Origin of the sequence: uncultured Dokdonia sp., from assembly GCF_937910895.1 — a bacterium.
GTDB lineage: Bacteria > Bacteroidota > Bacteroidia > Flavobacteriales > Flavobacteriaceae > Dokdonia.
This window is the reverse complement of record NZ_CALEMI010000047.1, coordinates 1-12,792: the sequence shown is the minus strand read 5'-3', so window position 1 is coordinate 12,792 and position 12,792 is coordinate 1. Positions and strand designations below refer to the sequence as shown.

General features: G+C 35.2%; 11 protein-coding genes and 1 pseudogene. 2 read left to right on the top strand and 10 right to left on the bottom strand.

The genetic code is table 11. The annotated features are described in order from the left end of the window. The 3 genes from Q0505_RS05555 to Q0505_RS05545 form a co-directional block, all read right to left on the bottom strand. Positions 1-572 (bottom strand): lysophospholipid acyltransferase family protein (locus Q0505_RS05555; protein WP_299210008.1); only part of this gene is annotated, 572 nt, incomplete at its 3' end. A 12-nt stretch (positions 573-584) separates the two neighbouring features. Next, positions 585-1,799, bottom strand: coding sequence for a diaminopimelate decarboxylase (lysA, locus tag Q0505_RS05550; RefSeq protein ID WP_299210005.1), 1,215 nt, complete (start codon positions 1,797-1,799; stop codon positions 585-587). 94 nt (positions 1,800-1,893) lie between these two features. Then, on the bottom strand, positions 1,894-2,418 hold the full coding sequence (locus Q0505_RS05545; protein ID WP_299210003.1) for a YetF domain-containing protein: 525 nt from the start codon (positions 2,416-2,418) through the stop codon (positions 1,894-1,896). Between the two features lie 86 nt (positions 2,419-2,504). Between Q0505_RS05545 and Q0505_RS05540 the strand changes: the two are divergent. Next, positions 2,505-2,639, top strand: a pseudogene (locus Q0505_RS05540) (IS110 family transposase); the annotation flags it as partial. Between the two features lie 56 nt (positions 2,640-2,695). On the opposite strand, the gene Q0505_RS05535 reads toward Q0505_RS05540, so the two are convergent. The 7 genes from Q0505_RS05535 to Q0505_RS05505 all read right to left on the bottom strand — a co-directional run bounded on the left by Q0505_RS05535 (position 2,696) and on the right by Q0505_RS05505 (position 11,615). Continuing rightward, positions 2,696-3,670, bottom strand: a complete 975-nt coding sequence (locus Q0505_RS05535) for a hypothetical protein (RefSeq protein ID WP_299210001.1) — start codon at positions 3,668-3,670, stop codon at positions 2,696-2,698. A gap of 11 nt (positions 3,671-3,681) precedes the next feature. Further along, entirely contained in the window at positions 3,682-4,932 is a 1,251-nt protein-coding gene (locus tag Q0505_RS05530; RefSeq protein ID WP_299209999.1) for an ImmA/IrrE family metallo-endopeptidase, read from the bottom strand. Positions 4,933-5,213: 281 nt separating this feature from the next. Further along, positions 5,214-5,987, bottom strand: a complete 774-nt coding sequence (locus Q0505_RS05525; RefSeq protein ID WP_299209997.1) for a hypothetical protein — start codon at positions 5,985-5,987, stop codon at positions 5,214-5,216. A gap of 431 nt (positions 5,988-6,418) precedes the next feature. Continuing rightward, on the bottom strand, positions 6,419-7,534 hold the full coding sequence (gene leuB / locus Q0505_RS05520) for a 3-isopropylmalate dehydrogenase (protein WP_299209995.1): 1,116 nt from the start codon (positions 7,532-7,534) through the stop codon (positions 6,419-6,421). Positions 7,535-8,015: 481 nt separating this feature from the next. Then, positions 8,016-8,663 (bottom strand): 3-isopropylmalate dehydratase small subunit, encoded by a 648-nt coding sequence (gene leuD / locus Q0505_RS05515; protein WP_299209993.1) that lies wholly within the window; start codon positions 8,661-8,663, stop codon positions 8,016-8,018. Further along, a complete protein-coding gene (leuC, locus tag Q0505_RS05510; protein WP_299209991.1) occupies positions 8,663-10,048 on the bottom strand; it encodes a 3-isopropylmalate dehydratase large subunit in 1,386 nt (461 codons plus the stop codon). The genes leuD and leuC overlap by 1 nt, the downstream gene beginning before the upstream one ends. A 394-nt stretch (positions 10,049-10,442) precedes the next feature. Continuing rightward, positions 10,443-11,615, bottom strand: coding sequence for a 2-isopropylmalate synthase (locus Q0505_RS05505; protein ID WP_299209989.1), 1,173 nt, complete (start codon positions 11,613-11,615; stop codon positions 10,443-10,445). A gap of 118 nt (positions 11,616-11,733) precedes the next feature. On the opposite strand from Q0505_RS05505, the gene Q0505_RS05500 reads away from it, so the two are divergent. Next, on the top strand, positions 11,734-12,792 hold a 1,059-nt coding region (locus Q0505_RS05500; protein ID WP_299209987.1), incomplete at its 3' end, for a hypothetical protein.

The following is a 12,792-nucleotide window of genomic DNA, read 5'->3' as shown; positions in this document are numbered from 1 at the left end:
TATTTGGGCCAAGTATTTCCAGAATTAATAGCCACTGGTAAACAGGATATATTCAATTCTTCATAAATTCTACTTGAGCCCTTTTTAAACTTTGTTCGGTCATTAGGTTGCAACCTTGTTCCCTGAGGAAAAATTATTAATGGTCTATCTGAAGAAAAAATTTGTTTTGAGATATCGTCAAAAACATTAAGATTATCCTTTGATATTTTGTTTCTTTTAATTGATATTGAACCAATTTTTTTTAGATACCATCCAAAAATAGGTATCATCAATAATTCTTTTTTTAAAATAAAAACTGGGGAATTAAAAATTGTTTGTAAAAAAAATGTTTCAAACATTGATTGATGTGAAGCTGCAATAAAAAATTTTTTATTGGTGATTATATTTTCTTTTCCTTTAACTAAAATTTTAGTAGATAAAAATATTTTAAGACAAAAAGAAGTCCAATGACCCATTAACTTTCCACCCAATAAAACAATTGCTCTTGGCAGTAATAAGCTAGGCAAAAAAATTATAGAAATAAAAATTATTCCTAAAAAAAAGAATATTGAAAATACTATATTTCTTATCATTCTAATTAAAAACTAGACTAATTCAGATAGTTTTTGTCTTTTATTTATTATTTTAATTTTAGAATTATGAATTAGTAATTCTATTGGTTTAGGTCTTAGATTGTAATTAGAGCTTAAAGACATACCGTAAGCACCAACATCATATATTACAATTAAATCATTTTCATTTAGTTTTTGGTAGTTTTTAATTGTCAAAAATTTATCTGTTGTTTCACATATAGGCCCAACAAATTCATAAATTTTTTTTGATTTAATCTTTTTTTTAACTATAGGAATTATTTTATGTTCAGCTTTGTATAAAGCAGGTCTCATTAAATCATTCATTCCAGCGTCTAGAATTATAAAATCTTTTTTATCACTTTCTTTAATATAAGTAATATTGGTAATTAAAACTGCCGTATCACCAATAATAGATCTTCCAGGTTCAAATATAATTTTACAACTATTAACTTTTAAAAATTTTTGAATATAGGAATTATATTTTTTTAAATTAAGTTTTTTATTATTGTGAACATAATCTATACCCATGCCCCCACCAAGATCAACATATTCAAATTTGTGATTACTTTTTCGAATGACTTTATCTAAAACATTAAGCATTTTTAAGTAGGGTTTGTGATCTAGAATTTGGCTTCCAATATGAGCACTTAAACATTTTAAATTAAGATTTTTGGAATTTTTTATATAATCTACAAGTTCTAAAAATGTTTTTTCATTTACACCGAATTTATTCTCTTTTTTTCCAGTTGAAATTTCCTTCAAAGTTTTTGCATCAGTATTGGGATTAAGTCTTATACCAATATTAATAGTTTTTTTTTTAAGTTTTGCTATTTTTTCAATTTGTAAAATCTCACTTTTAGACTCAGCATTAATTAAAAGTATTTTTTTATTTATTGCATATTCTATTTCTCTGGCAGTTTTACCAACTCCTGAAAAAACTATTTTGTTTGGGCTAATTCCAGCAGAAATTGCTCTTATTAACTCCCCCATAGAAACGACATCAGCTCCAAAACCAAATTTGCTGATCTCATTTAATAAATATTTATTAGTATTGGATTTAACTGCAAAACAAAACAATGGATTAAAGGACTTGAAATTTTTTTGGAGATTTTCAATGTTTTCTTTTAGTCTAGAGTATGAATAACAATATGCCGGAGTTCCAAATTTTTTTGCAATTAATTTAGCCTTTATTTTTTCAATGAAGAATTCTTGTCCTAAATATTTCATAGCACCACTTTAAATTGGGTGTCAAAAACTTTGGCATTGAATCTATTCCCTCTGTTTTTTATATGCATTGCTAAGCACTAGTAATATGATGTTCTCAGGGTTTATTCCTAACTCCTTCAAGTAAATCTTTATTTAAATTGTTTTTTGAGTCTGTCTTATGCAGGACTGAAATATCTCCTGTAGATTCTAAAACTACAGCCTCCACTTGTTTAAAATCCAACACATTAGCTTCTCTTAGTTTTGCAATTAATTGTGTTTTCTCAATCCTAGCGTATTTTAAATTATCATACATAATGTGATCTCCATCCATTAGTAATAATGGTTTATTTGATATTGCAGAATTAATGGTAGGAAATTTTCTTTGTAGATAAGAAAATATAAAAGTCAGTCCTAGAAGACTTGCAATGGCAATAGAACCATGTACGATCGTTGTGCTAGAGGTCAGGGTTGATGAAATGATACTTCCAATCGCGACTGTGAATGCAAAGTCATACGCTGTAAATTTTGCAAATGATCTTAATCCAATGATTCTTGTTAGAAGTATAATTACAATAAAAATTAATACACTACCAGCAATAGTTTCCCAAATAGGGTCTTTTAATTCATAAATCCATTCCATAAGTTTATTTTTTTCAGTGTGTGATTACGTGTTTGTGTATGATTTAGTTGCGTGGTTAAGCAACTAATTTAGGAAATATAAATCTAATCGTAGCTAAAGGAAAGAGCAAAAAAATAGCGTTAATCGTTATAGTAAATAACCTTTTAAAACAGGAATTTGCAATAGCAAAATCAGGATTAATATATGATGATAGACATAGAAGTATACTTGTAATAAACTAAGTGAATTTTACTTGTTTTTTACCACAGTTCTTTGTTGTGGTGCGTTTTTTACTTAATTACTGTATTTCATCACAAGTCAAACAGATTTTAGATGCTTCCTCATAAACTTCTCCAGTTTCTTCATCTATATCTTCATCTTCTCTGTTTATAAATATTACATTTCCTTTGCAGCCTTCTTTATTGCAATCAACTCTCTCTACTTCAAAATCCTGATGACATACCAGACAATTTACATTGGATGAGTCAGGTTCGTTAGGAGTCAAAAAGGTATATCTGAAATTTGGATATTGGCTAACTTGACCATCATCTGTTACCAACACTCCTTCTTCTCCGGTACAGTCTGGACATATATACCTTCTTGCTTTGAAATCGTGTTCGAAGTGTCTATTCATTTCTCCACGTCCTAATAAAGCTTCTAAATATTCCAAATGAACATATTGTTCCACTCTTCCAAACACGAAGACAGGTTCTCCCTCAAGTTGAGCAGGATGGTCATAAAACTTATCCTGTAAAGCGAGCCAAAAAGAACCTTTGCCACAAATCAATGTAAACGTTTTGAGTATCATTGTCAGAATTGGTTCAGGTGTTAATTTATCAGCTCCAATTCCGTGTACTAACTTATTTCTTAAGAGTCTAACTTCCTCAAAATGATTTACCAAGTCTTGATTAAAATCGGTAGTTTTAATAGTGGCAAAAAATGTTCTTAATAGTTCCTGTCCAGAAATTGTATATAAATCAGCAAAATCACTGTCTTCACTATCAGGTAAGGTTTTCCAGTTTTCTCGTTTTTGTTCTATTAATAATAAGGGCGTTTTTTCTGAAATCTTGGATTTTAACAAAGCTTCCAGAGCTTGATGAGTCAGAATTACAGATGTTTTTAAAACAATTTCGTTATAGTCCCAAATATCTGCACGTTCAACACCTTCTTCTAACTCCTCATTATCTACTTTGCAAATGCTCTTGTATGCTTGAATAAGACATTCAAACGCTACATTTTTATAATCATCTGCTGTTGGTAGATTTGTTATCATTTGTTTTTTATTTATACAAAGTAATCAGATTTCCATTGACTTATCAATTCTCCGATACTTTTTGTGCTTGTATTGTCCGATATCATATTCAGTTCCCTTAATCGATAAATTACACTTGTTTTCGAAACGCTGAAATGATTTGCTAATTTGCCAACAATTCTGCGAAATTTCTTTTGATTGTCATAATTATCATCGAAAATCAGATTGTGTTTTGCATTTTGGTATTGCCAAGCTTTTGCAATTATTGATGCCTTTGGCAATAAAAGAGAAGCTGAAAAATAATTTGCTTGCCATTCAACCCAATGCCTTGGATTTTCAAGTCGATTTTTTCCGATTTTAAAATCAAATTTTGAGTCAGAAAAAGAATTCATAATCTCTTGATTAATTCGTAGTTTTTGGTGCAATAAAAAATGTCCAAATTCGTGTCCAATTGTAAAAAGTTCTCTTGGTGTATTTACAATTTTTTTACTGATGCCAATTGTTTTTTTATCAATGTCACAAGTCCCTAAATATTTGTTTTCTTTTGGATTGAAGTTAAAAATCTCAATATCATATTGGGACTTTAAGTATTCGGTCAAATCTTGAACACTTAATCCATAAGCATTTACTAAATATGAAGTGTCAAATTTATTTAATTCTTTTTTTGAGATTTCATCAATATCATCTTTTGATAATAAATCTATTCCATAACTAATTGTAGATTCGGCTGGTATTAAGGAACTTAATATTTGTTTATCGACTACTTTTGATAAAGACTGAACTCCTTCGTCAATTAAATCTTCATTAAGTGTATTTTCTAGAATTGGAATTATATTTTCTTCTTCTATGTTTCTTTTGTATAGTATGATATTGAAATTGTCCTTTGACTCTCCTTCGATGACCATCATTTTTTTAGCAGCAGCATAATCATAAGCACCTTTTTGAAGAGGTGAACTAGTTATTACGATAGCTTTTGCGTTAACTCCACTCGTTTCTTCGATATCAGCGTAGAATTTTTTGATTTCGCCTTTTGGTACTCGGTAGTCATAATTTTTACACTCAATGAAATAAATCATTGCGTATTGGTCAGCATTAGGTGGCCAAATTTCTATTGTTAAATCGAACTCGACATTTCCAGAGCCTCTAATGTTCGAAGGGTACTTTTTTTTGGTAAAAACCCTTGCATATTCTTTCATTACTCCGATAAGTCCGTCATTCAGAATTTTTTCGATTATTCCAACCGCTTTATTTTCTAAAATGTCTCCTTTCGCAGTAGTATTCATTGAATTTTGTTGATTTGGTCAAATGTTGCACAACGGCAGTCTGTCTAAAAACCTTATTTGGATCGCTGAGAATTCCTTATTTGTAAAATTTTAAAGACACCTACCCGAATACTAAAGTTATAAAAATAGGTTTTTAGACAGTCTGACGGTTTTGTGTATGATTAGTGGCGTGTTTAAGTACCTAATTTAGCAAATAAAAACTGAATAGAAAATCCGCGAGGATTTTCGTAAGTAGGCGAGAACTAGCCATTGATTATAGGACACGTTGTTCTACACCGTTTTTATTCTTTCAGTTTTGTTACAATTCTTTCAGATTCATTAAAGATCTCGTCTGGAATTCCGTGTTTTTGGTTACATCCTCCACAAGTATTTTGGTCACTCAATTTATGTTCTCTAAAAGCTTTAATTGATTGTTGAATTTTCGAATCATATTGATATTTAATTAAAGAAAGAAAATAGTCTTTGTCCGTTTCTGAAATATTTTCTAATTCTATTATATCAATCTGTTTATTAATAATCTTTAATAAATTGACTAATTCGTTTATTTTAGGATTTCGGTTTAGAAAAACCTTATAATCCTCGTGATGATTTCCTCCGTCTTTTATTGATTTTAAAAACTCATAAATTCCGTCAGCTCCAGAATAATTATACTTGTAATTGTCCTTTCTATACGAAAACGTGAAATCATTTAAATCCGCTCTAATTATATTAACCTGTTCAGTAATGTAAACAAGTTTTTTTCTATTCAATTCTTCTTCTTTTTGGTCGTCAAATTGGTCTTGAATTAGTCGATTCGCTTCGATTTGAGCTTTTAACGCATAAAAGACTAAAATTGCTCCAATAATATTTACAATTGGTGCAGTAATTCCGCCTATCGTATCTCCAATCTGTCCAGTTTGTGTAAAGTCAAATGATTCCCAAAATGCTTTTTGAGTTGCAATTAATGGTGCAACTATGCAAAGAAAAATTCCAATTCCAATAAACCACTTTGCGTTTTTTAGTGATTTCGCAATTTTGTCAGTTTTACTTTTTCGATTGTTTTTTTCAATGTTCATTAATTATCTCGGTGTTTTTTCAAATGGTGTAGAACAACAATATAATAACAATTGCTATTATATCCTCTATGTATATAGTTACAAATCTATTGAATTTTATTATATAAATATTTGAAAAACAATTAAATACGCATTTCCAGTTTTAACCTATTTATTAAATGTAAATTAGTTTATCTAATATAATTTTTCTTACGGGTTTCCGTAATGGAGGAGAAGTTTCTAATCATTCCACAAAAAAAGCCAAACACCTACGGCGTTTGACTTTTTTTAAATACCCTAGCGGTTGACTATGAGCAGTTGGGAGATATGTCCATTTTTCGTTTCAAGAGATTCTCCTAGAACGATTGAGGTTCTAGTTTCTAAGCATGAGATCCCCGTTTTTAAGAGAGAAATTCATGTTTTCAAGGATGAGATCTCCGCCTTCACAGGAATCAGATAATCGTACTCTGTCCCACAAAAATATTCTGAAAATTACGGTTTGGATCTTCTGGGTTTAAGATATAGTCAGCAATAAAGTCACCAACTTTGGAGGTGCCAAAAGCGTTTTCTGGATTAATATCTTCGGTGGTAAAGTTGAGTTCTAACGACTTTTCAACTGCGTCTTCTACCAGTTTTGCTTCCTTATGTAAATTCAAATGACGCAAGAGCATCGCAGCACTTAAAATACTCGCCAGGGGATTGGCAATATCTTTGCCCGTAGCTTGTGGGAAACTACCGTGAATCGGTTCAAACAACGCATTGTCTGTACCCACAGAAGCCGAAGCCAGCAAACCAATCGATCCGCCGATGACACTTGCTTCGTCAGAGATAATATCACCAAATAAATTTTCGGTTAAAATCACATCAAACTGCTTCGGGTTCAGGATCATTTGCATCGCGGCATTATCCACAAACAAAAAGTCAAGTTCCACGGTTGGATAGTCTTTACCAATTTCGGTGACTGTTTTACGCCATAAACGAGACGTTTCCAACACGTTTGCCTTATCAACAAGCGTGAGTTTTTTATTTCGCGAAAGCGCCTCTTTAAATGCCAAATGCGCAATCCGACTAATCTCTTCCACCGAATACGAACAAGTATCTGAAGCCACTTGTCCGTCCTCACTTAAATGCTTTTCACCAAAATAAATCCCACCTGTGAGTTCGCGATAAATCGAAATATCCGTCCCTTCAATCCGTTCCCTTTTTAATGGCGAACGATCTATCAATTGCTCATACGCCTTTACGGGTCTGATGTTACAGAACAAACCTAACGACTTCCGTAAACGCAACAATCCTTGTTCTGGACGTACTTTGGCGTTCGGATCATGATCATATTTAGGATCTCCAATCGCTCCAAAAAGAATCGCATCGGCAGCTTCGCAGATGTCAATCGTTTCTTCTGGTAATGGATTTCCTGTCGCATCAATCGCGCACGCACCCATTTGCGCGTAGGTGTACGTAAAATGATGATCAAAGGTATCTGCGATAGCATCAAGCGCTTTTTTGGCTTGAGCTGTCACCTCGGGTCCTATCCCGTCTCCTGGTATGATGGCAATATTGTAGTTCATGGTTCACGCCCTGCTGACGCAGGAATCTCTTGGTTTAAATGTTTAAAAGGTTATGAGTTTAAACGTTTTATCTCATAACTCAATTCTTTATTAATAACATTCCCCTCTATCAAGAGGGGTTAGGGGTGTGTATTTTTTTACTCACTCTATTTTAAGTTCAATTTCAAAAAGCCAACGACTAACGACCAACAGCCAACGACTCATAGCCAACAGCTTTTTTACACCTCCCTCAATCCCTTTAGTTAGTTTAAAAGTTTAAATGTTTTTATCTCATAACTCAATTTCAAAAAGCCAACGACTCATAGCCAACAGCTTTTTTACACCTCCCTCAATCCCTTACTTCGGCAAGCTCAGTACACCGCCTTCCTAGGAGGGAAGCAAAAAAGCATTTTTATTCTCTTAAAAAATAGAATATTATTCTATTTTTAGTATTCAATTTCAAAAAGCCAACGAATAGCGACCAACAGCCAACGACTAATAGCTAACGACCAAAAACCACTCGCTCCTTCTCAAACGCTTCAATCGCCTCTTTTTTACTCACTAAAAAATCAATATCATCGTAGCCATTTATCATACACACTTTCTTGTAAGGGTCTATGTCAAAGTCCGCTTTCGTACTTCGACCTTGCACTTCGACAGGATCAGTGTGACACTCAGCATGAACTCCAGCGAATTCAACCACCTGATTTTTTAGATCGATGGTGATTTGTGTATCTGGGTTTTCTTGTACAGTATCTAGTAATTGCTTTAAAAATTCAGGGGTGACTTGAATGGGTAATAATCCATTATTAAGCGCATTCCCTTTAAAAATATCTGCAAAAAAGCTGGAAATAACGACTTTAATACCAAAGCCAACAATCGCCCATGCAGCGTGCTCACGACTAGAGCCACAACCAAAATTATCGCCAGCGACTAGAATCTGTGCGTTTTTATACTGTGGCATATTCAACGGAAAACCTTTGATCAATGATCCATCTTCTGTATCATATCGCCAATCTCTAAAGACGTTATCACCAAACCCTTTCTTATCGGTTGCTTTTAAAAAACGAGCAGGAATGATCTGATCGGTATCTATATTTTCTATAGGTAACGGAATCGCTGTGGTGGTTAATTTGGTAAACTTTTCCATTACGCTAGTATCGTTTTTGTGATGTCTACTATTTTTCCTTCGATGGCGGTAGCTGCTGCTACGAGCGGACTTGCGAGTATAGTTCTAGAACCTTGTCCTTGGCGTCCTTCAAAATTTCGGTTGGAGGTAGAGACGCAATATTCGCCTGATGGGATTTTGTCGTCATTCATTGCCAGACAGGCAGAGCATCCAGGTTCTCTCATCGTAAATCCTGCATTTTCAAACACGGTAACGAGCCCTTCTTTTTCTAATTGTTTGGCAACTTGTTGTGAGCCAGGCACGAGCCATGCATTTACATTCGGTGCTTTTTGTTTTCCCTTTACATAGTTGGCAGCCACCCTAAAATCTTCGATTCGTGAGTTGGTGCAACTCCCTATAAACACATAGTTGATGGGCGTGTCGAGCAATTGCGATCCGCCTTTAAAGTTCATATATTCCAATGCTTTTTCAAACGTCATATCGCCTGTTTCTGGAATATGTTCGTTGATTTTGATACCCATTCCAGGATTGGTTCCGTAGGTGAGCATCGGTGCGATATCTGCCGCGTCAAAGTGATATTCTTTGTCAAAAGTAGCATCGGCATCGGTAGGAAGTGTTTTCCAGTAGGATACCGCTTTCGCGAAAGCGTCCCCTTGCGGCGCAAATTTCTTTCCCTTTATGTAGTCAAACGTGGTTTGGTCTGGCGCAATCATTCCGCCTCGTGCGCCCATTTCAATACTCATATTGCAGACCGTCATCCGACCTTCCATCGACATTTCTTCAAATACATTTCCTGCATATTCGCAGAAATAGCCAGTACCAGCATTGGTGCCAATTTGTGAAATAATATACAAGATCACATCTTTAGGCAAAACCCCTGGGGGTAATATTCCGTTGACACTAACACGGAGGCTTTTAGGTTTTTTGAGCAACAGGCTTTGACTAGCAAATACCTGAGCTACTTGGCTAGTTCCGATTCCAAAAGCAATACTCCCAAAAGCACCGTGTGTACTGGTATGGCTATCTCCACAAACCATTGTCATACCGGGTTGTGTGATGCCTAATTCGGGCGCGATTACGTGGACGATGCCATTGTATTTATGCCCTAAATCATATAAGGTAATTCCGTGTTTCTTGCAGTTTTTAGAGAGTTGCTCTAGTTGGTTTCGCGAAAGCGGATCCTCCACAGGTAAATGCTGATTGATCGTCGGCGTATTGTGATCTGCGGTAGCCACAATCTGATCAGGACGCAAAATGGGAATGCCTCTTGCTTCCAGCTCATTAAACGCTTGCGGACTAGTGACTTCGTGAATTAAATGTTTGTCTATGTATAAAATCTGAGGCCCGTTAGGTATCGTATCGACCACGTGTGCATCCCAGACTTTATCAAATAAGGTTTTTCCCATGTTGGTGTCCGCATAAGCGGATTTTTTTGCTGTTACCTACTATAAAAGTAGCGATTTTTAATTCTATTTGCTAGGCTATGAGTTTGTTGTGTTGAAACTACTGAATTTTTATTCCCGCGTAGGCGGGAATCTCACTCTTACTTACATAACCTATCATTTTAGTCATCTCGACGGGAGGAGAGATCACACAGGTAACGCAACGTTATTCTTACTGTTATGTGATTTCTCATCGCTCATTCTTCGCTCTGTCGAAATGACGTTCTATTCTCAAAATAGAGTGTTACTCTATTTTAGAGTACTACTCTATTTTTATGTATTCAATTTTAAACCAACGACTACCAGCCAACGACTACCGACTACCAGCTAACGACTAAAAAATAGCCAACAGCTATTTTTAAACAAGTGCTCCTGCTTGAATATGTACATTTTCCATAATCTGATGAATATCTTCATCACGTACTTCTTTCTGACGATCGGCGACGGATAGGAAGTTATCATACGCAACATCTAGTTGATCTTTGGTGAGTTCGTATCCTATTTTCTTAGAACGGTAGGCGAGGGCTGCACGGCCGCTTCGGGCGGTGAGGATGATAGCACTTTCGGTCACTCCTACATCGGCAGGATCCATAATCTCATAGGTATCACGGTTTTTGATCATTCCGTCTTGGTGGATGCCTGAGCTATGCGCAAAGGCATTAGCACCTACAATCGCTTTATTCGGTTGTACGGGCATTCCCATTTTTTCGCTTACCATTCGACTGGTATCGAACAATAACTGGGTATTAATGGTCGTATCTAGGTTGAGGTATGGGTGTTGTTTTAACACCATGACCACTTCTTCCAGAGAGGTATTCCCAGCACGTTCACCAATGCCGTTAATAGTACATTCTATTTGTCTGGCTCCGTTTTGTACGCCTGCAATCGAGTTGGCTGTCGCTAGTCCCAAATCATTATGGCAATGACAGGAAAGGATCACGTTTTCGATGCCTCTTACGTTTTCTCGTAAGTATTTCATTTTTGCACCATACTCATCGGGTAAACAGTATCCAGTGGTATCAGGAATATTTAACACGGTAGCACCTGCTTTGATGACTGCTTCTAGTACTCTGGCGAGGTATTCATTATCGGTACGTCCCGCATCTTCTGCATAAAATTCGACATCTTCTACGAACTTTTTCGCGTAAGCGGTCGCCTTTATAGCGCGTTCAATAATTTTTTCTGGCGTACTGTTAAACTTATATTTTATATGTGATTCGCTGGTGCCAATTCCCGTATGGATTCGTGGATATTTTGCAAATTTTAAGGCTTGGGCAGCGACTTCGATGTCTTTTTCGACAGCTCTTGTGAGACCGCAAACAGTGGCATTTTTGACGAGTTTTGAAATTTCTTCGACAGACGTAAAATCACCAGGACTAGAAATAGGAAATCCTGCTTCAATGACATTTACGCCTAGAAGATCCAGACGTTCTGCGATGATTAATTTTTCTTTGGTCGCTAGTTTACATCCGGGTACTTGTTCTCCGTCTCGAAGCGTTGTATCAAATATTTGAATTTTCTCTCTTGACATGATTCCTTTTTAATTACGAATATATATATTGGAGACAGCTAAGCGATATCCAAAATACAGTTCTTTACGATGTTAAATGGCTGTTTAAAATTTATAAGTATTTGTTTTATAGTTTTTTATGAGAAAAATCATTACAACGCCAATTGAAGAAAGTGATGCTCTTTTTGTGTTAGTAAAGTCGTTGTCTAAAAGTGAGAAGCGACAATTCAAGTTGTACGTAGGACGTCTAGAGCGTAATACGGATGCAAAATTTATGGCGCTTTTTGATGTACTGGATAAAATGAAGGAATATGACGAACAAATAATTATTAAAAAAGGGGTTGTTACTAAACTGCAAATCTCCAATCTTAAAGCACATTTATACAGACAGATTCTCGTTAGCCTTCGGTTAACACCTTTGCATAGAAACATTAGAGTTCAAATACGGGAGCAATTGGATTTTGCCACGATACTTTATCAAAAAGGATTGTATAAGCAAAGTCTTAAAGTGTTGGATAAGGCGAAGTTGATGGCGATGGAGAATGAAGAGAAAAACATTGCGTATGAAATCGTAGAGTTAGAGAAAGTAATAGAAACGCAATACATCACGCGGAGTATGATATCTCGCGCTGATGAGCTTTCGGCACAGTCTGAGGCACTGAGTAAAGCCAATGTGATGACAAGCAAATTGTCTAACCTATCTCTAGAGTTGTACGGCATGATGCTGCGTACGGGCTATGTGCGAAGTGATAAAGAACGCCAAAAAATCAAAACTTATTTCGATAAAAAGATACCAAAATATGACTATGATACGCTTGGTTTTAGAGAAAAACTCTGGTTGTATAAAGCGTATTTGTGGTATAGTTTTTTGATCCAAGATTTTGTTTCCTGTTATAAGTATGCAAAACGCTGGGTGCAACTTTTTGAGGACCATCCCATTATGATCGAACGTAATCCTGTCTTCTTTTTAAAAGGGCAACATTACTTATTGGAGTCTCTTTTTTATCTGAAACTCAGTACTAAGTTTGATAAAGCATTACAACGTCTGGAAGGGCTGAAAGACGATGCTCATTTTCCTAAAGGTGATAATCTAGACACCTTGTTGTTTTTATACATTTATAACAACAAGCTGAATCATCGGTTTATGGTGGGTGATTACGAGGATTTTGAAGGGCTTGTTACCGAAGTGATGGGAGGG

Bases quoted from the DNA above. Each gene is read 5' to 3' on its own strand.
- lysA (WP_299210005.1), bottom strand. From the start codon at position 1,799: ATGAAATATTTAGGACAAGAATTCTTCATTGAAAAAATAAAGGCTAAA.
- Q0505_RS05545 (WP_299210003.1), bottom strand. From the start codon at position 2,418: ATGGAATGGATTTATGAATTAAAAGACCCTATTTGGGAAACTATTGCT.
- Q0505_RS05535 (WP_299210001.1), bottom strand. From the start codon at position 3,670: ATGATAACAAATCTACCAACAGCAGATGATTATAAAAATGTAGCGTTT.
- Q0505_RS05530 (WP_299209999.1), bottom strand. From the start codon at position 4,932: ATGAATACTACTGCGAAAGGAGACATTTTAGAAAATAAAGCGGTTGGA.
- Q0505_RS05525 (WP_299209997.1), bottom strand. From the start codon at position 5,987: ATGAACATTGAAAAAAACAATCGAAAAAGTAAAACTGACAAAATTGCG.
- leuB (WP_299209995.1), bottom strand. From the start codon at position 7,534: ATGAACTACAATATTGCCATCATACCAGGAGACGGGATAGGACCCGAG.
- leuD (WP_299209993.1), bottom strand. From the start codon at position 8,663: ATGGAAAAGTTTACCAAATTAACCACCACAGCGATTCCGTTACCTATA.
- leuC (WP_299209991.1), bottom strand. From the start codon at position 10,048: ATGGGAAAAACCTTATTTGATAAAGTCTGGGATGCACACGTGGTCGAT.
- Q0505_RS05505 (WP_299209989.1), bottom strand. From the start codon at position 11,615: ATGTCAAGAGAGAAAATTCAAATATTTGATACAACGCTTCGAGACGGA.